Origin of the sequence: Corynebacterium hesseae, from assembly GCF_037850265.1 — a bacterium.
Taxonomy (GTDB): Bacteria; Actinomycetota; Actinomycetes; order Mycobacteriales; family Mycobacteriaceae; genus Corynebacterium; species Corynebacterium hesseae.
Map to the genome: position 1 here is coordinate 2,598,901 of NZ_CP137211.1, position 24,159 is coordinate 2,623,059.

At 58.8% G+C, this 24,159-nt stretch carries 22 protein-coding genes and 3 rRNA genes; 8 read left to right on the plus strand and 17 right to left on the minus strand.

The genetic code is table 11. The features are described from left to right. Positions 1–106 precede the first annotated feature (106 nt). Positions 107–709 carry a superoxide dismutase gene (locus tag R3O64_RS12115; RefSeq protein ID WP_269948841.1) on the plus strand — a complete coding sequence of 201 codons (603 nt, stop codon included), beginning with the start codon at positions 107–109 and terminating at the stop codon, positions 707–709. Positions 710–1,130: 421 nt separating this feature from the next. On the opposite strand, the gene R3O64_RS12120 is transcribed toward R3O64_RS12115, so the two are convergent. Next, positions 1,131–2,027, minus strand: coding sequence for a LysR family transcriptional regulator (locus tag R3O64_RS12120; protein WP_239249465.1), 897 nt, complete (start codon positions 2,025–2,027; stop codon positions 1,131–1,133). Between the two features lie 70 nt (positions 2,028–2,097). Between R3O64_RS12120 and R3O64_RS12125 the strand changes: the two genes are divergently transcribed. Together R3O64_RS12125 and R3O64_RS12130 are read left to right on the plus strand one after the other, a co-directional pair. Beyond that, complete coding sequence (locus R3O64_RS12125) at positions 2,098–3,249, plus strand: MFS transporter (protein ID WP_070532618.1); 1,152 nt, start codon at positions 2,098–2,100, stop codon at positions 3,247–3,249. 11 nt (positions 3,250–3,260) lie between these two features. Continuing rightward, positions 3,261–4,553 (plus strand): copper oxidase, encoded by a 1,293-nt coding sequence (locus R3O64_RS12130; protein ID WP_339017006.1) that lies wholly within the window; start codon positions 3,261–3,263, stop codon positions 4,551–4,553. Positions 4,554–4,680: 127 nt separating this feature from the next. Here R3O64_RS12130 and R3O64_RS12135 read toward each other — a convergent pair whose 3' ends face one another. Next, positions 4,681–6,117 carry a TM0106 family RecB-like putative nuclease gene (locus R3O64_RS12135; protein ID WP_186312199.1) on the minus strand — a complete coding sequence of 479 codons (1,437 nt, stop codon included), beginning with the start codon at positions 6,115–6,117 and terminating at the stop codon, positions 4,681–4,683. 75 nt (positions 6,118–6,192) lie between these two features. On the opposite strand from R3O64_RS12135, the gene R3O64_RS12140 reads away from it, so the two are divergent. Next, positions 6,193–6,825 (plus strand): DUF6474 family protein, encoded by a 633-nt coding sequence (locus tag R3O64_RS12140; RefSeq protein ID WP_070523907.1) that lies wholly within the window; start codon positions 6,193–6,195, stop codon positions 6,823–6,825. Positions 6,826–7,020: 195 nt separating this feature from the next. Then, a complete protein-coding gene (locus R3O64_RS12145) occupies positions 7,021–7,338 on the plus strand; it encodes a histone-like nucleoid-structuring protein Lsr2 (protein ID WP_070523909.1) in 318 nt (105 codons plus the stop codon). Here R3O64_RS12145 and R3O64_RS12150 read toward each other — a convergent pair. Both R3O64_RS12150 and R3O64_RS12155 read right to left on the minus strand, forming a co-directional pair. Next, positions 7,335–7,973, minus strand: coding sequence for a LuxR C-terminal-related transcriptional regulator (locus tag R3O64_RS12150; RefSeq protein ID WP_010188464.1), 639 nt, complete (start codon positions 7,971–7,973; stop codon positions 7,335–7,337). The genes R3O64_RS12145 and R3O64_RS12150 overlap by 4 nt on opposite strands. A gap of 36 nt (positions 7,974–8,009) precedes the next feature. Further along, positions 8,010–9,182 carry a sensor histidine kinase gene (locus tag R3O64_RS12155; RefSeq protein ID WP_339017008.1) on the minus strand — a complete coding sequence of 391 codons (1,173 nt, stop codon included), beginning with the start codon at positions 9,180–9,182 and terminating at the stop codon, positions 8,010–8,012. Between R3O64_RS12155 and R3O64_RS12160 the strand changes: the two genes are divergently transcribed. Then, a complete protein-coding gene (locus R3O64_RS12160; protein ID WP_101736152.1) occupies positions 9,181–9,735 on the plus strand; it encodes a DUF2020 domain-containing protein in 555 nt (184 codons plus the stop codon). The genes R3O64_RS12155 and R3O64_RS12160 overlap by 2 nt on opposite strands. Positions 9,736–9,790: 55 nt before the next feature. Here the strand turns inward: R3O64_RS12160 and R3O64_RS12165 are convergent, their stop codons facing one another. Next, entirely contained in the window at positions 9,791–9,943 is a 153-nt protein-coding gene (locus R3O64_RS12165; RefSeq protein WP_168162985.1) for a hypothetical protein, read from the minus strand. Next, a complete protein-coding gene (locus R3O64_RS12170) occupies positions 9,943–10,701 on the minus strand; it encodes a class E sortase (protein ID WP_154762766.1) in 759 nt (252 codons plus the stop codon). The genes R3O64_RS12165 and R3O64_RS12170 overlap by 1 nt, the downstream gene beginning before the upstream one ends. A gap of 65 nt (positions 10,702–10,766) precedes the next feature. On the opposite strand from R3O64_RS12170, the gene yidC reads away from it, so the two are divergent. Next, the gene (gene yidC, locus R3O64_RS12175) at positions 10,767–11,753 is read left to right on the plus strand and encodes a membrane protein insertase YidC (protein WP_339017009.1); all 987 of its coding nucleotides are present in this window, start codon (positions 10,767–10,769) and stop codon (positions 11,751–11,753) included. Here yidC and R3O64_RS12180 read toward each other — a convergent pair. The 4 genes from R3O64_RS12180 to R3O64_RS12195 all read right to left on the minus strand — a co-directional run bounded on the left by R3O64_RS12180 (position 11,710) and on the right by R3O64_RS12195 (position 13,871). Next, the gene (locus tag R3O64_RS12180; protein WP_339017010.1) at positions 11,710–12,318 is read right to left on the minus strand and encodes a TetR/AcrR family transcriptional regulator; all 609 of its coding nucleotides are present in this window, start codon (positions 12,316–12,318) and stop codon (positions 11,710–11,712) included. The two genes, yidC and R3O64_RS12180, sit on opposite strands and share 44 nt — an antisense overlap. A gap of 68 nt (positions 12,319–12,386) precedes the next feature. After that, complete coding sequence (locus R3O64_RS12185; protein WP_010188457.1) at positions 12,387–12,647, minus strand: GlsB/YeaQ/YmgE family stress response membrane protein; 261 nt, start codon at positions 12,645–12,647, stop codon at positions 12,387–12,389. A 140-nt stretch (positions 12,648–12,787) separates the two neighbouring features. Then, positions 12,788–13,684 carry a universal stress protein gene (locus tag R3O64_RS12190; RefSeq protein WP_339017011.1) on the minus strand — a complete coding sequence of 299 codons (897 nt, stop codon included), beginning with the start codon at positions 13,682–13,684 and terminating at the stop codon, positions 12,788–12,790. A gap of 40 nt (positions 13,685–13,724) precedes the next feature. Beyond that, positions 13,725–13,871, minus strand: a complete 147-nt coding sequence (locus R3O64_RS12195; RefSeq protein ID WP_167595824.1) for a hypothetical protein — start codon at positions 13,869–13,871, stop codon at positions 13,725–13,727. Here R3O64_RS12195 and R3O64_RS12200 point away from each other — a divergent pair. Further along, complete coding sequence (locus R3O64_RS12200) at positions 13,807–14,859, plus strand: pseudouridine synthase (protein WP_339017012.1); 1,053 nt, start codon at positions 13,807–13,809, stop codon at positions 14,857–14,859. The two genes, R3O64_RS12195 and R3O64_RS12200, sit on opposite strands and share 65 nt — an antisense overlap. Positions 14,860–14,894: 35 nt before the next feature. On the opposite strand, the gene R3O64_RS12205 is transcribed toward R3O64_RS12200, so the two are convergent. From R3O64_RS12205 to R3O64_RS12235, 7 genes are all read right to left on the minus strand, one after another. Beyond that, complete coding sequence (locus R3O64_RS12205) at positions 14,895–15,713, minus strand: hypothetical protein (RefSeq protein ID WP_339017013.1); 819 nt, start codon at positions 15,711–15,713, stop codon at positions 14,895–14,897. 295 nt (positions 15,714–16,008) lie between these two features. Then, positions 16,009–16,127, minus strand: a 5S ribosomal RNA gene (gene rrf / locus R3O64_RS12210). Positions 16,128–16,249: 122 nt separating this feature from the next. Further along, a 23S ribosomal RNA gene (locus tag R3O64_RS12215) occupies positions 16,250–19,320 on the minus strand. A 434-nt stretch (positions 19,321–19,754) separates the two neighbouring features. Continuing rightward, positions 19,755–21,272 (minus strand): 16S ribosomal RNA (locus R3O64_RS12220). The 16S, 23S and 5S rRNA genes sit together here, the layout of an rRNA operon. A 591-nt stretch (positions 21,273–21,863) precedes the next feature. Continuing rightward, positions 21,864–22,853, minus strand: coding sequence for a hypothetical protein (locus tag R3O64_RS12225; RefSeq protein ID WP_339017014.1), 990 nt, complete (start codon positions 22,851–22,853; stop codon positions 21,864–21,866). Beyond that, positions 22,850–23,650: an ATP-binding cassette domain-containing protein gene (locus tag R3O64_RS12230; protein WP_101736531.1), complete on the minus strand. Its 801-nt coding sequence runs from the start codon at positions 23,648–23,650 to the stop codon at positions 22,850–22,852. Before R3O64_RS12230 ends, R3O64_RS12225 begins: the two co-directional genes overlap by 4 nt. Beyond that, positions 23,647–24,021 carry a GntR family transcriptional regulator gene (locus R3O64_RS12235; RefSeq protein WP_010187877.1) on the minus strand — a complete coding sequence of 125 codons (375 nt, stop codon included), beginning with the start codon at positions 24,019–24,021 and terminating at the stop codon, positions 23,647–23,649. Before R3O64_RS12235 ends, R3O64_RS12230 begins: the two co-directional genes overlap by 4 nt. Positions 24,022–24,159: the final 138 nt, after the last annotated feature.

Sequence of the window (24,159 nt, forward strand, 5' to 3'; positions counted from 1 at the left end):
AATCCAGGTTTTTGTTCACGGCGGCTCCCATAGAAAAATTATTGTGGCCAAATTCTCATCCGGCCCCTACCATGGGGCCTCGTACCCCAAAGAAAGGATGAAACAAATGGCTGTTTACGAACTTCCGGAACTCGACTACGCATACGATGCTCTGGAGCCGCACATCTCCGCTGAGATCATGGAGCTGCACCACTCCAAGCACCACGCTGGCTACGTTGCTGGCGCTAACGCTGCGCTCGAGGCTCTGGAGGAGCAGCGCAACGGCGAGGCTAATGCTGACGCCATCCGCGCTCTGTCCAAGAACCTGGCCTTCAACCTGGGTGGCCACACCAACCACTCCATCTTCTGGAAGAACCTCTCCCCGAACGGTGGCGGCGAGCCGACCGGTGATCTGGCTGAGGCTATTAACCGCGACTTCGGCTCCTTCGAGAAGTTCAAGGCTCACTTCTCCGCTGTTGCTACCGGCCTGCAGGGCTCCGGTTGGGCAGTTCTGGGCTACGACCACGTTGCTGGCCGCCTGATTATTGAGCAGCTGACCGATCAGCAGGGCAACATCTCCGTGAACTTCACCCCGCTGCTGATGCTGGATATGTGGGAGCACGCCTTCTACCTCCAGTACAAGAACGTGAAGGCTGATTACGTTAAGGCTGTCTGGAACGTCTTCAACTGGGATGACGTTGCTGAGCGTTACGCTGCTGCCACCAAGTAAGCACTGTGGCCTCCTTTAAGGCCACGTAGCTTCATCCCGCGCTGGGGCCTCTTCGTTGAGGCCCCAGCGCGGTTTCGCGTTTTCATCCATCTACAGGCCTCGCGGAGGGGCGCCCAATCCCGGCGCGCGAGCCGAAACTGCCCGAGCTGCCAAAGTTATACGCCGTCATTGCCGATCCGCGCGGATCTTCGTCATGTAGGGCAGTTGGCCTCTCGGCAAAGGCAATCTGCGACCCGTGAGGGTGATGGACTACACCCCTTCTGCCCCCACTTAAACGTCATAGAGAGCAACGCGGCGCGGCCCTCGCATTGCTCGCGGTGAAACTGCCGGGCCAACCGGTGCACACCATCCCCTGGCTGCCCCACGAGGTCTCTACCCCGAAGACGCTCGCTGCTCTGGCCGCTAAGCTTCCCTTCGGCAGCTAGTCGGCCTCGACCAAGCTACTGCCCTCAGCGGTGCGGGCCACGACGAAATCCTTGAAGTGCTCGACCGGCGGGGCATCATCGCCCTTCCTCCACACCAGTCCTAGCTCGCGGTAGGCCGCGGGCTGCAGGGGGACGGGGTTGCGGGCTTTGAGGTAGGGGTCGTCGAGCGGCAACAGAGCCGATCCCAGCCCAGCGGCCACGAGGCCCGCCACGGTGGTGAGCTCCATGGATTCGAAGACGAGGCGCGGGGTGAAGCCGGCCTCGCTCGCTAGGGAGTCGAGCAACATGCGCGTTCCATAGCCCGGCAGCATGCCGATGAAGGGTTCATCGCGGAAGTCTTCCATCCGCACCCTGTCTCGCCCTGCGGCCCAATGGCCTTCCGGAACCGCTAGACCGAGGCGTTGCAGTTTGAGCTGGTGCCACCCTAGCGGTCCGGGGGCCGTAGGGCGGGGGCCGACCAGCGCCAAGTCGGATTCGCCGGCGGCTACCCTCTCCACGAGCTCGCGGGCCGCACCCTGGTGCAGACGGATATCCACGTGGGGATGCTGGGCGCGGTAGGCCTTGAGCAGCTCCGGGACCATCCACGTGCCCAAGGAATGCATGAAGTCGAGGCGCACGGTGCCGCGCTCCGGATCCATGAGGCGGGACACGGCATCGCGCGCGGCAGCTTCGGACATCAACATCCGCCGAGCGTGTTCCACGAATGCCTGGCCGCGGGCATTCAGCCGCAGGCGCCGGCCGCTGCGCTCGAAGAGGCTGGCCCCCACCTCCGCCTCGATGCGCTGCACGCGGCGGGTCAGCGCGGATTGAGAAAGCCCGAGGGCGTCGGCAGCCGCGCCGACGAGCCCATGGTCCGCCACCGCGACCACGCCGCGCACATCTTCCAGATTCATGCACACCTCGCATGCTTTAAGTAACTTTCGGACATTTTACACATAATCCGCGCTAGGCCATGCTTGATGCATGACCAGAACGCGGCGCGCCACCATTGCCATGCTCTTCGTGGGCCTGGCAATTTTTTCTTGCCTCTATCCCACCCAAGCCATGCTGCCCACCTTGGTGGAGGACATGGGCATGTCCCCCACCGAAGCCGCCATGACCATCTCCGCGGCCACCGGTGCGCTGGCCATTTGTGTCATCCCCGTGTCCATCATCTCCGAGCGCATCGGCCGCGGAAAACTGCTGCTTGTTTCCACCATCGCGGCCACGCTCATCGGCATGCTCGTGCCGCTTGCCCCCAATCCAGAGATCCTCATCGCCACCCGCGCGCTCCAGGGCGCTGTCATCGCCGGCGCACCCGCTACCGCCATGGCCTGGATTTCGGAGGAGCTCGAAAGCTCCTACGTCGCCCGCGCCATGGGGCTGTACATCGCCGGCACCACCATCGGTGGGCTGACCGGCCGCCTCATCCCCACCGGGCTTCTCGAGCTCACCTCCTGGCGCTGGGCCCTGGCCGGCTCCAGCCTGGTCACACTTATCCTCGCCATCATCGCCGCTATTTTGCTGCCCTACCAGCAGAATTTCACCCCAAAGGAAATCCACTTCCGCTCGGAGCTGCGAGCCATCTTCCGCCATGCCCGGGATACCCGCCTCATCCCTTTATTCATCGTGGCCTTCGTGGCCATGGGCACCTTCGTATCCCTCTATAACTTCCTGGCATTTAGGCTCATCAACCACTTCCACCTCGCGCCCGGTTTGGCAGGCTTGGTCTTCCTCTTCTACCTCACCGGCACATGGTCCTCGGCGCGCGCCGGCCGGCTGGTCTCACAAGTAGGCCACGCCAACACGCTGCTCCTATCCTGCCTGCTTTTTGCCGTGGGCATCGCGCTATGCATGGGCTCTTTAATCCCCACCCTGCTCGGCATCGTGTTATTCACCATCGGCTTCTTTGCCGCGCACTCCACGGCCTCGGGGTGGGTGGGCCATATCGCCACCCACGACCGCGCGGAGGCCTCCAGCCTCTACGTCTTCTTCTATTACCTGGGCAGCTCCATCCTGGGCGCGCTGGCCGGCGTGCTCTTTGATTCCTTGTCGTGGACCGGCTTCATCGCCGTCTACACCGCCCTCGCCACGGGCATCGCGGTGCTGAGTTGGGTTGTGAGAAAAACCGGATAAACTCGTGTTTTATGGACAAGTGGTCGCCGCGCACATGGCACAGGAAAGCATCCCGCCCGGTCAGCCTGTGGATGATGGTTTTTCTTCTCGCCGGCGCAACCCACACCCTTATCCCAAACTACCGCTGGGTCCTCATCCATCTCTTCACCCTGGGCATCCTCAGCAACAGCATCGTGGTGTGGTCCCAGCACCTCACCGAAAAGTTCGTGCAGCTCAAAGTTCCGATGTCGGCCCGCCCTCGCCAGCTCGCGCGGATTTATCTGCAGAATTCCGGCGTTATCCTCACCCTCGTGGGCCAAATCCTCAGTGAATATTGGGGCCACCACTGGGTGCTCACACAGATAGGCGCCACACTCGTCGCTCTTGCGGTGTCCTGGCATGGGTTGGCCCTCTTTGCTTTGTGGCGCCGCGCGGAATCCAAACGATTCCGCCCCGTCGTCGCAGCTTATGTGGCCTCGGCCTTCTTCCTTGCCGTGGGCGCTACTCTTGGCGCATTCCTCGCCACACACCCCTCCCATCCGCGCCTGCTCATTGCACACGTTGCCGCCAACATCGGCGGTTTCGTCGGCCTCGCAGCCGCCGGTTCACTCACCATCTTGTTCCCATCTATCTGGCGCACCAAGGGAATCAACCCACACATGAGCCTAAGCTTCACGCTGCTGGCGCTGGGCGTGGTGACCACCGTGATCGGCAGCGCGTGGAATGTACCGCAAGCGGGTCTGATCGTCTACTGCGTCGGCTGGGTGCTCAGCCTGCAGAGCTGGCTGCTCAATGCCCTCACCGTGTTCCGAGAACCACGCGGGCGCATCACCTTCCCGGCGCTATCTGTGCTCTTTTCCTGCTTCTGGTTGCTCGGCAGCCTGGTGTATTACACCACCCAGCATTTCTTCTCCAGCGAGCCACAGATTCCCATGCTCGCGCTCGTCGTAGGGTTTGGCGCCCAACTGCTCATCGGCGTCATGGGCTATATGCTGCCCACCACGATGGGCGGCGGCCCTTCAGCGGTGCGGGCTGGCCTGCGCGAATACAACCGCTGGGGGCTGGGGCGCTCGGTCTTCATCAACGGCGGGCTTGCCCTGTGGCTGGCCACCTCCAGTTCCCTCACCATGGTTGCCGCCTCCCTGCTCTGCCTCGGTTCCATGGCCATCATCCCCGTACTCACCGCTCGCGCGGTCAAGGCTCAGAAAGCCGTGCTCCTCAAGAAGGCCGAAGGCCCAGCGCCCACGACCACCACGGACTGGGACCAGGTGTGGGTGGCCCTTGCGGTGCTCATTATCCTCGGCGGACTCAGCCTCATCCTGTAGATCCCCAGACCTGAAACCCGCAACCTCCTGGGGTGGGTGGTGGGGCGTCGGCAAGCGCTTGGCGACGCCCACCTGCAGGTTGCGGGTTTCAGGTCTGGGGACTTGCACACGGGAGGGCAGGGAGAAGCTAGGGCTCGAGGGATGGCACTCCCGGCGCGCCGTGAGACATCCACTCGCGGACGGCATGGGTCGCGCGCACATCGCCGGCGTTATAGCGCAGAATCTGCGCACGCGCGTCCGTGTCACCGGCGAGGGCGGCTCGGCGGGCATTGACGGATTCCTCGCCATCGAACTCTTCCGGCCATTCAAAGCCAGCGACGGGCGCCACGGTTTTCAGCCCCAGGCCCGCAGTGCCGGCGAAACTGCGCTTGACGTGGACGAACATGTCCACCCATTCCTCTGAGGAGATGAATTCCTCGACCTCCTCCAGGCTCGGGGAGGAGAAGCGCTGGGCGGACCTGCGCATCCAATGGTTTTCGCCGTGGGCGGAGTAGCAATAGGCCGCGAAGGTCTTGCCCGCTGCATGCGCGTCAGCGCGCACCCCCATGAGCCACTCCCAAAACTCGGCGAAATTCTCCGCCTCGGCCCGCCCTCCCAGCGGATCCCAGGTCACAAAGGGGTGGTACTCGCCGTCCAGGAGCGCGCCCCACAGGTAGGCACCTTGATCCAGGTAGGCCTCCATATCGACGTCGACTTCCACATCCGCGCGAGGAACGCTAACCCGGTCGCGGCGCAGCAAAGGGACGCCCTCGCGCCACGCAGCAGCGAGGGCGGAGGGGGCGCCGAGGGAGGCGTCGATAAGCCCCTGCACCGTCGTGATACCGCGCTCGCGGTAGGGGTTAGCGCGGTCGCCCGGCAAGAAGAGGGAGATATCATCCCGGGCCTCCAGCTCTTGCTTACACAAGGGCCAAAAGCGGCAGGAGGCGCACTCCTTGACGCGGCGCGGCCCAGCGGGAAGCGGCTGTACGAGCGCCTCATCGATGCCGAAGCGCGAGGTATCCGTGACAAAAGCCTGACCGCGGTCCTGCCCAATCGCCGCACCCCTGCCAGAATTCAGGCCGACGTCCTCCAAACCCCGCGCGGCCAGGGCTAAACGGTAGCCATCGACGGCGTGATGCTTAATCTTGTATTTCGCCGGCAGCGGCTCACTCAATCCCAAGCGATGGGTGGGGACAACCAGCGTGCGCGAGTTCTCATGCGGGCGGGCCACGCGGTGATCCGAGACGATAACGGGGCTGTACTTATCACCATCCCGAACCAGAAGCTCCACGCGCACCATCCACTCCGACGTGGAAATGACGGCGTTGGTGATGTGTGTGTAACCGTGAGCCAGCGCCTCCAGCGTGGCAAGCGCCCGCTCGAAATCATCCCCCTCCAGATCAATCCGGCGGAAACGGCCAGGCCCCTTCTTGGGAAGGCGAGCGAGCGCGGCATCGATAGCCGCGGCGTGGCGCTCCGCCCGGGCTTGGCTCACCGCGGTGCGTGGGATCTCGGGATGGGCGCGGCGCTGCACCAAGCGATAACGGCAGCCCACGAGGTCCGTGGCGACGAGCACATCCTTCACAGCAGGTGAGCTTAGTAGACCACCTTGCTAGAGTTGTAGCGAGACCCTAAAGATAGATTATTTAAGGACGTTTCAATGGGCATTATGAAGAAGATCCGCAAGGCCCGCCGTGAGGCCCGCGCCGAGATCAAGGCTGCCAAAACCCGCGCAAAGGCAGAGGTAAAGGCCGCGGATAAGGCCAAGCACCGCCAGCAAAAGCTATTGGCCCGTCAGGAAAAGGCGCTTATCAAGTCCGAGGAAAAGGGCCTAAAGAAGCGCCGCAAGCACGAATACAAGATGGCCAAGAAGGAACTCGAGCGTATTAAGGAAGGCCGCTTTAATAAGAACAATGTCAAGCGTTATGCCGGCGCCCTGCGCACCGCAGCGCCCCTTCTTTTGCCTCTCCTTTACCGCGGCATCACCGTTGCCCAGCGCGAGGTTGAGAAGAAGCGCGCGCAGAAGGCCGGCGTCAGCGCCGAGCAGCTGGCCTCCTTCTCCGGCCACGGCGCACCGCTCAAGGCCCGCACCGCCGGTATCCGCAATTCGCTGAAGGATGCGCAGCTTCCCGCCGGTTTCAAGCGCGACGTCAAGGAGCGCCTCAACGAGCTTGATTCTGCGATCGACAATGCCGAGTACATGACCGATCAGCAGCGCCAGCGCGCGCACCGCTCCATCTCCGGTGAGATCGACTCGCTCAACGACGAGATCCAGTCCAAGCTGCGCGCATAGCCGCTCACACGGATTCTCTACGCCTTCGGGCCGCTGCCTTCCCCGCTTTTAGACGGTGGAGGATATGCGGCCCGAAGGCTTTTTCTTTCGCACTCAAAACCCCTTTTTGAAAACCCGCATTAGCGGCGTCACGGAATTTGTTTTCGTTCTATAGTTAATAGCGGGAGAATCAGTTTAGAGCTCGAATGGAGAAACATGGCACGCCGCGAAATCACCCAGTTTTTTGACGATATTGATAATTCGCCCCTCAATGAAGATGAAGTGATCGTTATCCGCTTCAGCGTTGACGGTAAGGATTACCTCCTCGACGTCTCGCAGGAGAATGCTGACAAGTTCCACGCCGCCCTGGAGCCTTTCGTGAAGGCTGCCCGCCACCCGGTCAAGAAGGACACTCGCCGCTACAAGCCGGCCGATGTCCGCGCTTGGGCCGCCAAGCACGGCTACGAGGTGGCCGAGCGCGGCAAGATCCCCAACGACGTCATCTTGGCGTACCGCGACGCCAACAACCTCTAAAGAACGCCCTGCTCGCGTGCTGCCGCCACGGCGGAGGTGCGGGAGCGCACGCCCAATTTGTCGTAGATGTGGACCAGGTGAGACTTCACCGTCGCCTCCGACAGCATCAGCTCCACCCCGATCTCACGGTTTGAGGAACCCGCCGCGACCAGCTTCAGCACCTCGAGCTCGCGCGGGGTGAGCGAGGTGCGCGGCGTGCGCACGCGGGTCATCAGTTTGTCAGCAACCACGGGCGAGAGCGCCGAGTCACCTTCCGCCGCCGAGCGCACCGCCGCGAGCAGCTCTACCGGCGGCGCGTCCTTGAGCAGGTAGCCCACCGCGCCTGCCTCAATTGCGCCGAGGATATCCGCGTCGGTGTCGTAATTGGTCACCACGAGCACCTTGGGGGGATTCTCCATGGAGTAGCGGATAGCGGCGGTCGCTTCCGCACCACCCATGACGCGCGTGCCCTCGATCCCCGCACCAAAACGCAGGTCCATGAGGAGAACATCGATGCCACCCGCCTGGGCTGCGGACACAGCAGCTTCGGCCGTGGCAACTTCGCCCACAACCTCGATGTCCTCAGCCCCCTCGAGCACCGAGCGTAGACCTAGGCGCACGATCTCATGGTCGTCGGCAAGCAAGACCCTAATCACGGGCTTCCTCCTCATTGGTACAGTGTGGACAATTTCCTAATCTACATCGTTGTTTAAGGGCACACTAACTGAGACCGCCGTGCCACTTCCCGGCGTGGATTCAACCACGACCTCGCCGCCGAGTTCCGCCGCGCGCCGGCGCATGGCGGTTAGACCAATATGGCCCAGCCCCGCCGGTTTATTTTCCACCGCCTCCGCATCAAAGCCCTGGCCGTTATCCACCACGTCCACGCGCACCTCATCCGGCGCATACGTCACGGTCACGCGAGCCTTCGTGGCGTGGGCATGCTTGACGACGTTCCCCACCGCTCCCTGCGCAATCCGCAGCAACGCGGCCTCCACCTTCATGGGTAGCTGTTGCGCATCGCCTTCTACGTCCACTGAGACGTCGAGGCCACCGGTCGCCGCAAAATTCTCGGCCATCCTTGTCATGGCCGCCCCCAAGGAGGTTTCGGACAACGCCGCCGGCTGCAACGCCGCGATCATCGCACGCGCTTCGTGGAGGTTATCCGCCGCTGTTCGCCGAGCCAGTTCGATGCGTTCCTGCGCCTTGGGGATGTCCTCCTGTGCGAGATCGCGGTCAGCGGCATGCAAAAGCATCTGAATGGAGGACAAGCCCTGTGCCAGCGTGTCGTGGATTTCGTGGGCGATGCGCTGGCGCTCAGCGGTCATGCCGGCCGTGCGCTCGGACTCCACGAGCTGGGAACGGGTCTTCATCAACTCCTGGTTCATGCGGCTCAACGCCCGGAAGGCATAGGTAATAGCAATCGTCACCAAGGCCGATACCGCCGGGCCCATGATGCCGCCGAAGGAGAGCCCGCCCGGTACTTGCACCAGGATGGTCACCGCCGTGGCCGCGAGCACGCAGATGAAGCCGGGAATCATCTCCAGCACATAGAGGTAGACAAAGTACAGAGAGAACACGAGGTAGATGGCCGCGGGCGCCACCGCTATATCCGCTAACCACAAGACCGTGAGGATAACCATCCAGCCATAGCGCGCGACGCGCGGCAGGGCCTCCATATAGGCCGAGCCCCCGAAGTACACCACCGCGAAGGAGACCAACAGCAGCAGGTTGAGCACGCCCTGCCACAGCGGCAGGCGTACCGTCATAAATATCGCCACCACCAGCAGCGTCGCCGTCAGGACGTGGATACCGTTGCGCAGTGCATCCGATTCAACCGAGGGCTGGTCTAGTGTGGACGTCATGCGCCACAGCCTACTTCCCCCACTCGCCGCCTGCCTGATCGGCATAAGTTTTGCCGCGGTGGGGTGTTCAGATGCAGCCGACCCCGCCCCCACCACCCAGGCCGCCAACCCCTCGTCCGACACAAACTCAGGCGATGGCCTGCCCACGGACGCTACCGCCGAGGTCAGTGACTGGGAAGACTGCCCCTACCTGGACACGCAGTGGGTGGCCGATACGAATGGGCAGAGGATGACCCGGTGGGGCGTCGACAAGCGCTTTAGCACCCCCGCCTGCGTGTTCTGGTCCTACCCCGAGGACCCACAGGTTACCGTCCTGGTGCGGCAGATGCCCAGCGTGGAGGAGGCCCGGGCGGTCGTGGATTGGGCCGCACCGGTTGAGGATACGGAGCTCGCCGAATTCGATGGGTGGTCCGGCGGGCGCGGCGTCTTTGAGAATCACTCGGTCTTTGCCGTCCAGAAGGACAACCACGCCGTGGTGGTGTGGTCGAATCAGCTGCAGACTCTCAAGCCCCAGCTCATAGCGCAGGAAGCAATCAACCGCTTAGGTCTGTAACGACCTATGCACAGTAACGACCTAAGCATTTAATGGTCTAAACAGCGACTAACGCCTAAACGGCGACGTCATTATAGGGCATCTGCGCCGCTACCCAGGGGAAAATCACCTCCATGAGCAGGAAGAAAACCCCCACGGCGAGGGCCAGCGCCAACACCGCCTTGACCACGGTGGGGCCGGGCAACAGGTTCCAGAGTGCGCGATACATTAGTTCTCCTCCAAGACAGCGGGGCGGTCATTGTCAGCTGATCCGGGTGCTTTAGCCTCGCGGTCAGTCTCCATGGCGTGGATGATCATGCGCTCTGCATTGGAGAACTGCGGGTGGCAGGTGGTGAGGGTGAGCAGGGATTCGCTGGGGTCAGCCCCTTCCATCCCGGGAACAGGCTGGAGCACGCTCACATCACCCGGCAGGGTGATATGGCGCCCCTGTACAGCCTGGTATTCCGGCTTGGCTTGCTGCTCTGGGCTGAAGCAGTCCCCCGCAGCCCCCTCGATAGGCAGCACGCGGTAGGTAATCCAGTCCGTCGCGGTTTCGATGACGATGGCATCGCAAGCCTGCAGGTTTCCCAGGTCATTGAAGGGAGCGCCCTTGCCCACACGGTGCCCGGCTACCGCGAAATTGCCCGGCTCACCAGGCATCTGCGTGTCGGTATAGTGCCCCGGCCCGCGCAACAAATCGTCTTCGTCGGTTCCTTCGAGAACCGCGAACGCGAAGTCCGAGCCGAAGGCCGGGATATAAAGGCGCGCAAAGGCCTCACCGAGCTTCGGGGCATGGCCCGCTCCGCGTGGGTTGTGCCATTCTTCCTGCAGCGTCTCGTTGGCTTGGTCCTGCTTGTGACCAGACTCGATGTTTGTCCAATAGGACTCATAAAAGGCAAAGAGAAGCAGAAGCACGCCGGCCGTCAGCATAAGCTCACCGATGACGGTCCCTACGGTCGGCCGAGTGCGCGCGGTGGGGTGGGGCATACCCATACCTTAGCCTCCCGGTAACGTGTAAGTGCCCCATCACCCTGCAGAAAGAGGAGTAGGCGATGATCAATATCTTCATGTACCCGGTCTCCGGAATCATGAAACTCTGGCACCTACTTTTTGGTTCCTTCCTTGACGGCTCGATGGCGTGGATCCTCACCATCGTCTTCCTCGTGCTCACGGTCCGCGGCATCATCGCTCCGCTGAATTGGCTCTCCGTGAAACAGGGCCGCATCGGCGCCCTCATGCGCCCGGAGATGACCGAACTCAATGAACACCTCACGCAGGCCGATTCGGTCGATGAGGCTGTCGACATCCTCACCCAGCAACGCGAGCTCAAGGAGCGCTTCCAGCACAATCCGCTGGTGGGTTGTTTCCCCGCCTTCCTCATCATCCCGGCTTTCATTGGCCTCTACCAGGTGGTTCTTCGGGTGTCAGGCTCCGCGAATGAACCGGTGGGGATGCTCACGCTTGGCGACGTCTCCTCCTTCCGCACCTCCACCGTCTTCGGCGTCCCCCTCACCGATTTCGCGCGCGAGCATCACGACTTGGTTCTACCGATGCTCGTGGCGGCACTGGTGTTCACCTCCCTCAACACGCTCATCACGCTCTACCGTGGCTTTCTCACCACGCTCTTCGATCAGAAGATCCCTCGCCGCTTGCTGTGGTTCATGGCGCTCATGGTGGTTCTCATCCCCTGGATGCTGTGGAAAGTGGCCTGGCATGGCCCCATCCCCGTGACCATCATCTTCTACTGGGGCTGCTCCTACCTCTTTACCCTGCTACAGACCTTGGTGTACGAATTCATCCTGCACCGCCGCTATCCCCTACCGGAGGCCGTCCACGAACAGCGCCGCGACAGCATCCAGCGCTGGCGGGCTAAGGAAAAGAAGAAAGAGAAGAAAGCCGCCAAGCAGCGTCTTAAGGAAGACCCTGCGCACAAGAAGGAAAAGGCTGCTGCCCGCAAGCGCCACTCGGCCATCGTGGCGGAGGCACGCAAAATTCTTAAATCGAATAGTCAGCAGGAGGCGCCGAGAGAAGCTGAATAGCCAGCTGCTTCGCGGTTACTAGTGGAGCGACGTCGCGGGTCAAGCGGGCGCCGGCAAGGCCGCCATCGAGGAAGATGAGAATTTGGCTCGCCTGCTCCTCTGAGGGGTAGCCATTCTTGGCGTTGAGCAGGGCCGTGATCGTCGAGTGCATCCACGTGCGGTGATCGACGCATGCTGCCACGATGCCCCGCTCGGCCTCCGTCTCTGGACGCGGGTATTCCCCGGCGGCGTTGAGGAAGTGCGAGCCCCGGAACTCCATGGAGGGCTGTTCCTCGATGGCCTTGTCGAAGAAGGCGAGGATCTTGCTCTCCGGATCGGTCGCGTCCTCGGTGCGCCTCTGCCAATCGGCGCGGTATTCCTCATCGAGGGCCTCGACATATGCGATAACGAGGGCATCCTTGGAGCCGAAAAGGGAGTAGAGCGACGCCTTGGCCACGTCGGCCTCGCGCAGGATACGGTCGATGCCGATGACACGGATGCCCTCGGTGGTAAAGAGCCGCGTGGCGGATTCAAGTAGTCGGCTCCGCGGGCTCGGGCGGTTGCGACGCGACTTCTTTTCGGCCATTTCTTCTCCTTACATGACAAAACCGGTTCATCTATACAATATAGACAAACCGGTATGTATGCGAATTATTACTTCTTGCGGCCCGTAATGGCACCCACGATCCACAGCAAGATACATGCACCGACCGTTGCCGTAATGATCATCAGGAACCAGCTATCGCCGACACTCTTGTTGAAGAGCGCCAGCAATCCGCCACCGATGAGGCCGCCGATAACACCAACGATGAGGTTGGTAAACAGCCCCTGGTCACGCTTCATAATCTTCTCAGCGAGCCAGCCGGCAATGATGCCAACAACAATCGAACCAAAGAAACCGAGACCGAGTCCCATGTCACTCACTCCTTCTAATAGCAGTAAATAGCGTTTATCTACGCACACTTCCACGGTACGCGTTAAAACACCAAAACGACCCGGGCCCACCATATTTCCACCGGATGGGCCCGAATCGTTATAGCGAGGTTATGCGATGGTTACTCCGAGTCTGGGCGAACCACCATCATCGGGCACGGCGCGGACTGCAGCAGCGCGCGGGATGTAGAGCCCAAGAGCATGCCCTTGAAGCCACCGCGACCGTGGGAGCCCACAACGAGCAGCTGCGCACCTTCGGAGGCCTCCGAGAGTGCACGGACCGGGCGGTCACGGGCGATAACCTTCTTAACCTGCACGTCCGGGTACTTCTCCTGGAACTCCGCGAGGCGTTCGGTCAGCAGTTCTGCTTGCTCCTTCTCGACCTCGGCCCACTCCGCTTGGGCTGCTGAAAGCCCAGCCAGGGAAGCTTGAACCTGCATGTCCATCCAGGTGTGAACGGCGATGAGTTCAGCGCCGCGGGCATCTGCTTCCTTGAAGGCGTAATCGGTTGCCTTCTGGGAGACCTCGGAGCCATCGACACCGATAACAACGGGACCATACTTCGTGGATTCGGTGACGTGGTTATCCTCACGAACCACGACCACCGGGCAGGATGCGTGAGAGACCACAGATGCCGATACCGAGCCCATGACCATGCCGGACAGGCCGCCCATGCCGCGGGAACCCATGACAATCATGGTGACGTCCTTGGACATCTCCAGCAGCATGTCGATCGGGGAGCCCTCAGCCACGGTGTGGCCAATCTTCAGCTCCGGGGCAATCTTGTGAGCCTCGGCGCGGGCCTCCTCGATCTTCTCTAGGGTCTCTGCCTGGAGGTCATCAAAAAGCTCCTTCGGCGGGACCATGCCTTCGGCGTAGAGGAACTGCGGCATCGTATAACTCGATGCGATACGTAGCGGGATACCCCGCTTCACCGCAGTATTTGCAGCCCAGCGGACGGCGTTCTTCGACGCTTCCGAACCATCAACGGCGACGACGACAATGTCTTCCTTTGCCATGACCTTTCCTTTCGAAGTGCTTACACCTCCAGTCTAATACCTACTGGCCGACCTGTGGGGCGGTAGCGGCATCAGCATTCGCTGGGAAAAGAATGTTGTAGGCAGCCACAGCAATATCACGAATGACGGCACCGATACCATTAGAGAAGAAATCGATGACGGGCGCGAGAATAGAGTTGAAATCCATGGGGCAAAGAATATCGCAAAAAGAGCGTGGCGCAACACCACTTCCTATCCGCGATGGACTAAACCCCACTCACGCCCGCGTTGTCGAAGGCCCCATCACCGCGTGGGACTTTGTGCACGACCTCATCGTGACCCAACGTCACCGCCACCCCGACGACAACGACTCGGCCCTCCAAGCCCGCTTCACAGCGAACGAGGTTGTATCCCAAGACGGCACCCCGCTTAGTCCCGACAGCACCCTCGCCACCAACGCGATGGTGTACTTCTACCGCATGCCGGCTCCCGAAACACCCGTCCCATACGACATCCCAATCCTGCACGAAGACGAGCACCTCTTGGTCGTCGACAAGCCGCCCTTCATGGCTACGATGCCTCGCGCCCGCCACATCACGGAGACTGCCACCGTTCGCCTTCGCCGAATGACAGGCAACAACGAGCTTTCCCCCGCGCATCGCCTGGACCGGCTTACCTCGGGCATACTCGTCTTCACCAAGGACCGCACCGTTCGGGGCGCCTACCAAACGCTCTTCGCCGAGCGCCGCGTCACCAAGACTTACGAAGCCATCGCCCCGCTTGCCGACGTCTCCCCCGGCACCGTCTGGCGCTCCCGTATGGAGAAGACCCCAGGGGAATTGCAAGGTCGCATCGTCGAGGGCGAAGTCAACGCCATCACCGAGGTCGGCGGCGTGGAACCAGTAGATAAGGCACCGTACGAAGCCATCCACGGTTCACTTCCCGAGATAGCGAAGTACACTCTCAAGCCACAGACCGGCAAGACTCATCAGCTCCGGCTACACATGCTTCAGGCGGGCATCCCTATTATTGGTGACCCCATATACCCGGTCATTTTCCCTGCAGAGGCCGAAGACATGCGGATTCCCATGCACCTGACGGCGACACACATTTCTTTTGTTGATCCATTAACAGCCAGACCCCGAGAATTCTCCTCTCAACTACCGCTTGAAACCCACCATTTATTGAGCCCGTAATTAGGAACATTTAACCATTGTCAATGGCCTTCGACCTACCTTTCGAAGGCCGGGATCTCGCGTTCATTTCCAAGCGGACGCCCGGCCGCCTCCCACCAGGTGCCCGTGTCCCGCGCGCCCTTCCACCCGGCAACGTAGGCCACCACCAAGCCAGCGACCGGAACGACGACAGCGCCAATCGGACTGAACAGAGACGCCGCAAAATCAATCACATGGTCAATCTGGAAGAACTCAAACACCATGCCGTAAAACTCACCCCGGCTATGCAGGTCCGAAACGCGCTTAGCCACGGGTTCAATCACTGGTTCTAGTCGGTCACGAATCGCCGGCCCGAAAAGCAAAAGAACAAAGGACAGCGCCGCCAATGCGAACTTCTTACTGAGTTCCCACGCGCCCGCGCGGTGGGGATGTGTGGCTAAGTCAACGCGCCTCTTCCGTGCTGACTCGTTGGCAACCGGAAGAAAGTCGATCCGCTTAAGGTCATCACCGAGTCTTACCCGCGCTGAACGACTATCGGGCTCAAAGACATTTACAGTCTTGTCCGCAAAGAAGTGGCTCAGACCGTCCTCTTCCCACCCTGGGGCCGGCCTCTCCCTCAAGACCAAAGAATGCTCAATATCTTTCACCCGGGAGACAACCTGCCCCTCACGTATCAGACATGCAGCCGGCACCTTATCCATCAATCCACGGGGTGTAGGACACTGCGAAACCCGCGTCTGAATCTCATCCGAGGTAGCAAGACTTTCAGCACTTTCTGAGTCCGCCAGAGCAGAAACTTTGCCCCGTGCTGCAAGCAGGACATAGAAGGTCTTTCCCTCATAGGGAAGTTCCCACAGGTCAAACTTGTCGGTCAAACGCAACGCCCCCAACTTTGACAGTCTGCGCGAACAACACCAATAACCACAGCCTCTACTGTAACTGACCCTGCCAAGGAAGACGAACAGAACAACTTCACCCCAGCATCGACAGACGTGGTGCCGAGGAGGGCCCTCATGACTCGGTCACTAAAAAGCCATTTGTTCAGACCTGGAAGTGCAGACGTGGTAACGCATGCCGGTAGTGCTGGCAAAACGAAAAAGAGACCGTTAAAGCAATGATGGTGCTTTAACGGTCTCTCTTTGTTGTATTGAGTTGTTTGTTGTTGTTTGGTGTCGGCGGTTTCTTACTCTCCCACAACCTCCCGGTTGCAGTACCATCAGCGTTAGCAGGCTTAGCTTCCGGGTTCGGAATGGGTACCGGGCGTTTCCCTGCTGCTATAGGCCACCGACAAACACTCGGGGCAACGTCTGGTTGCTGGTGTTGTGTCAGATACTGTGTAGTGGACGCGAACACGGCAGTGTGATTGATTAACTGTTGTGTTTGTTGTTGACACGCCCTAAAGAATGGGTGTGTGTGTTTGTTTTGGTCTATTAGTACCAGTAGCCTTCACACCTTGCGGTGCGTCCAGGTCTGGCCTATCAACCCCATCGTCTTTGGGGGACCTCAAATGAAACCTCATCTTAAAACAGGCTTCCCGCTTAGATGCTTTCAGCGGTTATCCCTTCCGTACGTAGCCAACCAGCGATGCTCCTGGCGGAACAACTGGCACACTAGAGGTACGTCCGTCCCGGTCCTCTCGTACTAGGGACAGCCTTCTTCAAGTTTCAACGCGCGCGGCGGATAGAGACCGAACTGTCTCACGACGTTCTGAACCCAGCTCGCGTGCCGCTTTAATGGGCGAACAGCCCAACCCTTGGGACCTACTCCAGCCCCAGGATGCGACGAGCCGACATCGAGGTGCCAAACCATCCCGTCGATATGGACTCTTGGGGAAGATCAGCCTGTTATCCCCGGGGTACCTTTTATCCGTTGAGCGACACCACATCCACAAGTAGGTGCCGGATCACTAGTCCCGACTTTCGTCCCTGTTCGACATGTCTGTCTCACAGTCAAGCTCCCTTGTGCACTTACACTCGCTACCTGATTGCCAACCAGGCTGAGGGAACCTTTGGGCGCCTCCGTTACATTTTGGGAGGCAACCGCCCCAGTTAAACTACCCACCAGGCACTGTCCCCAACCCAGATCATGGGCCAAGGTTAAGGTATCCAATCCGATCAGAGTGGTATTTCAACAACGACTCCACGCGTGCTGGCGCACACGTCTCATAGTCTCCCACCTATCCTACACAAACCGAACCGAACACCAATACCAAGCTATAGTGAAGGTCCCGGGGTCTTTTCGTCCTGCCGCGCGTAACGAGCATCTTTACTCGTAGTGCAATTTCACCGGGCCTGTGGTTGAGACAGCAGAGAAGTCGTTACGCCATTCGTGCAGGTCGGAACTTACCCGACAAGGAATTTCGCTACCTTAGGATGGTTATAGTTACCACCGCCGTTTACTGGGGCTTAAATTCTCAGCTTCGCAGTCAAAGACTACTAACCGGTCCTCTTAACCTTCCAGCACCGGGCAGGCGTCAGTCCATATACATCAACTTAACGTCTTCGCATGGACCTGTGTTTTTGATAAACAGTCGCTTCCCTCTATTCTCTGCGACCCCACAACCCACAACACTTGCAAGAAGTGTCAAAGTCGTGTGGTCCCCCTTCTCCCGAAGTTACGGGGGCATTTTGCCGAGTTCCTTAACCACAGTTCACCCGAACGCCTTAGTATTTTCAACCTGACCACCTGTGTCGGTTTAGGGTACGGGCCATACATCCACATCGCTAGAGGCTTTTCTCGACAGTACTAGATCACCAACTTCACCCACATTTGGGCTACGCATCACGCCTCAGGTTAAACGGTGTGCGGATTTGCCTACACACCACCTCACACGCTTACACCAACAATCCACTAAGCGGCATGGCTACTACACTGTGTCACCCCATCACTTGAACCACACATCAGGCCCCACGACATCAACAACCACCGTGTTCAAAGAACACGACGATCGTATCCGCGGTGGTTAGTATCAGTGCTTTATCATGGGCGCGGATATACGGGTACCAGAATATCAACTGGTTATCCATCGACTACGCCTGTCGGCCTCGCCTTAGGTCCCGACTCACCCTGGGAAGACGAACTTGACCCAGGAACCCTTAGTCATCCGGCGGGAAGGATTCTCACCTTCCAATTCGTTACTCATGCCTGCATTCTCACTCGCACACACTCCACGCCGCCTTACGGTAACGCTTCAACACATGCACGACGCTCCCCTACCCAATACAAAGTATTGCCGCGGCTTCGGCGGTGTGCTTGAGCCCCACTACATTGTCGGCGCAGGACCACTCGACCAGTGAGCTATTACGCACTCTTTCAAGGATGGCTGCTTCTAAGCCAACCTCCTGGCTGTCTTCGCGATCCCACATCCTTTTCCACTTAGCACACCCTTAGGGGCCTTAACCGGCGATCTGGGCTGTTTCCCTCTCGACTATGAAGCTTATCCCCCACAGTCTCACTGCCGCACAACACAATTAGTGGCATTCGGAGTTTGGCTGACATTGCTAAGATTGTAGTCCCGCTCAACCAACCAGTAGCTCTACCTCCACCAAGCTAATGCGACGCTGCACCTAAATGCATTTCGGGGAGAACCAGCTATCACGGAGTTTGATTGGCCTTTCACCCCTACCCACAGCTCATCCCCGCAGTTTTCAACCTACGTGGGTTCGCGCCTCCACAGCATCTTACTACTGCTTCACACTGGCCATGGGTAGATCACCCCGCTTCGGGTCCAGGACATGCCACTAAACACCCCATGAGGATTCGGTTTCCCTACGGCTACCCCACACGGGTTAACCTCGCGACATGCCGCTGACTCGCAGGCTCATTCTTCAAAAGGCACGCCATCACACACATACAGGTGCTCTGACGGATTGTAAGCACATGGTTTCAGGAACTATTTCACTCCCCTCCCGGGGTACTTTTCACCATTCCCTCACGGTACTCATACACTATCGGTCACACTGAGTATTTAGGCTTACCGGGTGGTCCCGGCAGATTCACAGCAGATTCCACGAGCCCGCTGCTACTCGGGCAACCCAACAACCCATGCATTGAAGCCTTCAACTACGGGACTATCACCCTCTACGGTCGGCGTTTCCACACCACTTCACCTAACAACAACACACAAGCAAACCAGTGGTAGCTGATTCACATTGGGGCCCACAACACCGCACACACAACCTCTACCAAGTATCACATGCACACGGTTTAGCCTCATCCACGTTCGTTCGCCACTACTAGCAGAATCATATTTTATTTTCTTCTCCTACGGGTACTGAGATGTTTCACTTCCCCGCGTAAACCCCCACAACAGCTATGAATTCACTGAAGGGTAACACCCCATAACAGGTGCCAGGTTTCCCCATTCGGACATCCTCGGATCAACGCTCTATTGACAACTCCCCGAGGCTTAACGCAGCCTTACACGTCCTTCATCGGCCCAGCATGCCAAGGCATCCACCATGCGCCCTAAATAACGAACACACAACCAACACAACAACCACCACAAAAGCAACAGTCATCATGCTGGTGTGAACACACAAAACACAAAAGAACAAAGAAATCACACAAACCATGACCCACCACCAACACAAAGAAGATGGAAAGCACATGGTTGAATGCTCGCGTCCACTATACAGTTCTCACACAACACCCCACACAAGACAACAACCACACCAAAAAAGTAGTTATTGAAACTTACATGGGTTACAACCAGGGAACAATGCCCCAGACACCCAACAATGCACCAAGCACTTTTCAACGCGTTAGTTGAATCATCATTCTGGTTAAGATGTATCTCCACCCGATTATCAATCAGTGGCAGTAAAACAATCGTCTACATAAACCACCAAGCGAGTAAGAATAAACACTCACACGCTATACAGCACCAACTGGTGCTCAAAATAAATGCTCCTTAGAAAGGAGGTGATCCACCCGCACCTTCCGGTACGGGTACCTTGTTACGACTTCGTCCCAATCGCCGATCCCACCTTCGACAGCTCCCTAACAAGTTTAGGCCACTGGCTTCGGGTGTTACCAACTTTCATGACGTGACGGGCGGTGTGTACAAGGCCCGGGAACGTATTCACCGCAGCGTTGCTGATCTGCGATTACTAGCGACTCCGACTTCATGGGGTCGAGTTGCAGACCCCAATCCGAACTAAGACCGGCTTTCAGCGATTCGCTCCACCTCACAGTGTCGCTGCGCGTTGTACCGACCATTGTAGCATGTGTGAAGCCCTGGACATAAGGGGCATGATGATTTGACGTCATCCCCACCTTCCTCCGAGTTAACCCCGGCAGTCTCTCATGAGTCCCCAACCAAATGCTGGCAACATAAGACAAGGGTTGCGCTCGTTGCGGGACTTAACCCAACATCTCACGACACGAGCTGACGACAACCATGCACCACCTGTACACCAACCACAAGGGACACTACATCTCTGCAGCAATCTGGTGTATGTCAAGCCCAGGTAAGGTTCTTCGCGTTGCATCGAATTAATCCACATGCTCCGCCGCTTGTGCGGGCCCCCGTCAATTCCTTTGAGTTTTAGCCTTGCGGCCGTACTCCCCAGGCGGGGCGCTTAATGCGTTAGCTACGGCACAGAAGACGTGGAAGCCCCCTACACCTAGCGCCCACCGTTTACGGCATGGACTACCAGGGTATCTAATCCTGTTTGCTACCCATGCTTTCGCTCCTCAGCGTCAGTAACTGCCCAGAGACCTGCCTTCGCCATCGGTGTTCCTCCTGATATCTGCGCATTTCACCGCTACACCAGGAATTCCAGTCTCCCCTACAGCACTCAAGTTATGCCCGTATCGCCTGCACGCCCGAAGTTAAGCCCCGGAATTTCACAGACGACGCGACAAACCACCTACGAGCTCTTTACGCCCAGTAATTCCGGACAACGCTCGCACCCTACGTATTACCGCGGCTGCTGGCACGTAGTTAGCCGGTGCTTCTTATACAGGTACCGTCACAAAAAGCTTCGTCCCTGTCGAAAGGAGTTTACAACCCGAAGGCCGTCATCCCCCACGCGGCGTCGCTGCATCAGGCTTCCGCCCATTGTGCAATATTCCCCACTGCTGCCTCCCGTAGGAGTCTGGGCCGTATCTCAGTCCCAATGTGGCCGTACACCCTCTCAGGCCGGCTACCCGTCGACGCCTTGGTAGGCCATTACCCCACCAACAAGCTGATAGGCCGCGAGCTCATCTTGCACCGAAAAAACTTTCCAACCACCACACTAAAGGCAGTTCATATCCGGTATTAGACCCAGTTTCCCAAGCTTATCCCAGAGTGCAAGGCAGATCACCCACGTGTTACTCACCCGTTCGCCACTCGAGTACCCCAGCAAGCTGGGGCCTTTCCGTTCGACTTGCATGTGTTAAGCACGCCGCCAGCGTTCGTCCTGAGCCAGGATCAAACTCTCCACAAAAAGGCCGTGAAAAGCCCAAACCTAGTCAAAAAGACAAACCACAACAAACAACACCACAAAAAGCAGCATCGCCTGAACTGGCTATCCAAAAATTACATAAAGAAAAAATCTCGAAACCAACCCCCAACCCGACGGGGCAAAAAGGAGGCTGGCCTAGTCAGAAGATTTTAAATCATTTACGCCCAAACAACTTATGTTATTTACAATGACGCCGCTTGAAAGAAAAGCGCCATCCGGCATACACCAACCACAACACACATACAATGCATCACGGCCACAATGAATAAAATCAACCAACACAAAAAGTACATTGGCACACTATTGAGTTCTCAAACATCGTCACCACACAGCCATACGGAACGCCTTTGGCGGTACGCAGTACTGCGAGTAAAGAAAATATTTGTTGTCAGGGCCTGTTTTCCTACCGCCTCTCTCCAAGAACCTCAGTTCCTGTGGGGCGCTGTCGGTCGCGCTGACCCACATAAAGTTACACACGGCCTTGAAAAAACACAAATATGCACTTCAATGAAGGTTTTTACCCCTTCTTGAAGTGCACAAAGACAACCTTTTAACGCAGACATTGGATGGCGCTCAGCGTGCCCCAAACCAGCCCATGAGGCCCGGGCTAAACACGTTGGTCTTTTTTGCCATCCGGGGATACGCGGCAACCCACACGACGTAGATGATTGCCATCCCTGTGAGCGTCCACCCCATCGCAACGCTGGGATTGATAAGCCACGCTATGAACAGTACGGCGATTGCTCCCGCTAGCGCAGTTGTGTAAAGCCACGTCAGTTTGTCGGTAATGGCGAAAGTTAAAAGTAGTGACGTTGTAGCAAGACACACGATGGTGAACCCGGCTGGATTGCCGGTCCACATCATCGCTACCAGATCGGCCACGAGCGATAGGACCACGGGGATTGCCGTGCACAGCACAGTGGTCTTGGCCCAAGCACCGCGCGGCAGCCCAAAGGCCACTGCATCTTTGAGTGAGCTGCGGATTGAATCAGCAACTAGCGGCAGGACAATCAACGTAACAATGACACCTACGATGCCCACGCCGGTATCCCACAGCTTGCTCACCACGATGTTTATCGCAGGTGCGATGGCTATACCGAATGCAGCCCACATCCACGCGCGGGCTTGAGGGCGCAACACAATCTGGGAGACCGGGGACGCTGAGAACCAGCCCGTCGAAGAATCACCATCGCTGCCTACGATGAGGGAGCTCGCGGTCAGTCGTGATGGCTCAAAGCGTTTCGTCATGCACACCACCCACATGAGCACCGGGGCGATGAGGACCCACCATGGAAACGCGAAGGGTGCGCTAACCAGAATGAGAAAGAGCGTCAGGGAAGCATTGATGCGCCGGTGCCCATTCCACACCTGGGTGCTCAACCCAAAGGTCAGATAGCGCGTGAAGTCAGGCTGCGAAAGGTAAACCATAAGGACCATAAAGAGTGAGTAACCAATGGCCCACCCTTGCCCACGGCCCATTCCCAGCACCGGAAGGATGACAATCCACAAGGCGTAGAAGAAGCTGTTCCAGCTCAGCGCCATATGCCTATAGAGCTTCATCATGCCTCCCCTAATGCCAGAACTGCCTGCTCAAGGGATACCTCGGTGGCACGCAGCCCCATTTCTTGGGCCATGTCGAAGACGTTGGCGGTGTGGTTGGGGCGAGCGTCGACAAGCGCGCGGTCTGCTACGGCTGAGGTTTCGCGCTCAAGCACTGGGAGCTGCAGGCGCCCCAGCGCGCGATCGAGGGTTTCGGCAGAGCCAGTGAGCTGGACGACGCCCTCAATGAACTCATCGATGGGACCGGACAGCGGGTTCTCCCCCATCAGCGCCACGGTATCGAGCAAACCAGACAGCTCGTTAAGGTGATGGGTGGAGACGATAATGGTGCGGCCGTGCTCTTCACGCAAGACGTCGTAGAATACCTCCCGCTTGGCGGCGTCGAGGCCGAGGTAGGGTTCGTCGAGAAGCATGTACGGCACCCCCGAAGCCACCGCAACGATGAAGCTCGCCGCCGACTTCTGCCCGCGGGAGAGGCCCGAGTAGTTCTTCATCGGCAGCTCGAAGCGCTCGACCAGCTCCTCAGCGCGCGCTGTGCTCCACGTGGGCCAGCGCAGGCGGGCTACGGTGAAGACTTTCTTCATATTCCAGCCTTCGGGCAAGGGGTTGTCGATGCCCATAAGCACAACCTTGTTGAGCACCTTTTCATTGTCATAGGGCTTGTCACCGTCGACCGTGATGCCGGAGGCGCCCAATTGCCCGGCAATTTTGCGCAGCAGGGTGGTCTTGCCAATGCCATTAGGGCCGACGAGGCCGTGCGTGAGGCCGTTGTCGAAGGTGAAGTGCGGGGTGGAAATCATGAGTAGAGTCCTCGGCTTTCTGCGACAAGGTCAATGAGGTCGTGGAGTTGCTGGCGGGTGTAGCCCAGGTGCACGGCTTCGTCGATGAGCGGTGCGGCGTATTCAGCCGCAAAGTCTTGGCGACGCCGCGCCCGGATAAGGTCTGCGGCACCAGAGGTGACGAACATGCCGATACCTCGGCGTTTTTCGAGGATTCCGAGATCCACGAGGAGGGTCAGGCCCTTGCGGGCAGTGGCGGGGTTGATGCTGTGGAAAGCGGCGAGCTCATTCGTGGACGGTGCCTGGGCGCCCTCGGCGAGAGTGCCCTCAATAATGGCGTCCTCGATGAGCACCGCTATCTGCCGGAAGAGCGGCTGGGCAGAGTTGTCCATGCCGGCCTCCTCGTTGGTTGGTTACTCATGTAACTAACCATATAACCGCACCGGAACCCTCGCAAGCCCCCCACGGGCAATGCCATTGACCTGGGAATTTCCTCGGGGTTATCGACGTTTTGTGACTAATGGGGCACA

Bases quoted from the DNA above. Each gene is read 5' to 3' on its own strand.
- R3O64_RS12115 (WP_269948841.1), top strand. From the start codon at position 107: ATGGCTGTTTACGAACTTCCGGAACTCGACTACGCATACGATGCTCTG.
- R3O64_RS12120 (WP_239249465.1), bottom strand. From the start codon at position 2,027: ATGAATCTGGAAGATGTGCGCGGCGTGGTCGCGGTGGCGGACCATGGG.
- R3O64_RS12125 (WP_070532618.1), top strand. From the start codon at position 2,098: ATGACCAGAACGCGGCGCGCCACCATTGCCATGCTCTTCGTGGGCCTG.
- R3O64_RS12130 (WP_339017006.1), top strand. From the start codon at position 3,261: ATGGACAAGTGGTCGCCGCGCACATGGCACAGGAAAGCATCCCGCCCG.
- R3O64_RS12140 (WP_070523907.1), top strand. From the start codon at position 6,193: ATGGGCATTATGAAGAAGATCCGCAAGGCCCGCCGTGAGGCCCGCGCC.
- R3O64_RS12145 (WP_070523909.1), top strand. From the start codon at position 7,021: ATGGCACGCCGCGAAATCACCCAGTTTTTTGACGATATTGATAATTCG.
- R3O64_RS12160 (WP_101736152.1), top strand. From the start codon at position 9,181: ATGCGCCACAGCCTACTTCCCCCACTCGCCGCCTGCCTGATCGGCATA.
- R3O64_RS12155 (WP_339017008.1), bottom strand. From the start codon at position 9,182: ATGACGTCCACACTAGACCAGCCCTCGGTTGAATCGGATGCACTGCGC.
- R3O64_RS12165 (WP_168162985.1), bottom strand. From the start codon at position 9,943: ATGTATCGCGCACTCTGGAACCTGTTGCCCGGCCCCACCGTGGTCAAG.
- R3O64_RS12170 (WP_154762766.1), bottom strand. From the start codon at position 10,701: ATGCCCCACCCCACCGCGCGCACTCGGCCGACCGTAGGGACCGTCATC.
- yidC (WP_339017009.1), top strand. From the start codon at position 10,767: ATGATCAATATCTTCATGTACCCGGTCTCCGGAATCATGAAACTCTGG.
- R3O64_RS12180 (WP_339017010.1), bottom strand. From the start codon at position 12,318: ATGGCCGAAAAGAAGTCGCGTCGCAACCGCCCGAGCCCGCGGAGCCGA.
- R3O64_RS12185 (WP_010188457.1), bottom strand. From the start codon at position 12,647: ATGGGACTCGGTCTCGGTTTCTTTGGTTCGATTGTTGTTGGCATCATT.
- R3O64_RS12190 (WP_339017011.1), bottom strand. From the start codon at position 13,684: ATGGCAAAGGAAGACATTGTCGTCGTCGCCGTTGATGGTTCGGAAGCG.
- R3O64_RS12200 (WP_339017012.1), top strand. From the start codon at position 13,807: ATGACGGCACCGATACCATTAGAGAAGAAATCGATGACGGGCGCGAGA.
- R3O64_RS12195 (WP_167595824.1), bottom strand. From the start codon at position 13,871: ATGGATTTCAACTCTATTCTCGCGCCCGTCATCGATTTCTTCTCTAAT.
- R3O64_RS12225 (WP_339017014.1), bottom strand. From the start codon at position 22,853: ATGATGAAGCTCTATAGGCATATGGCGCTGAGCTGGAACAGCTTCTTC.
- R3O64_RS12230 (WP_101736531.1), bottom strand. From the start codon at position 23,650: ATGATTTCCACCCCGCACTTCACCTTCGACAACGGCCTCACGCACGGC.
- R3O64_RS12235 (WP_010187877.1), bottom strand. From the start codon at position 24,021: ATGGACAACTCTGCCCAGCCGCTCTTCCGGCAGATAGCGGTGCTCATC.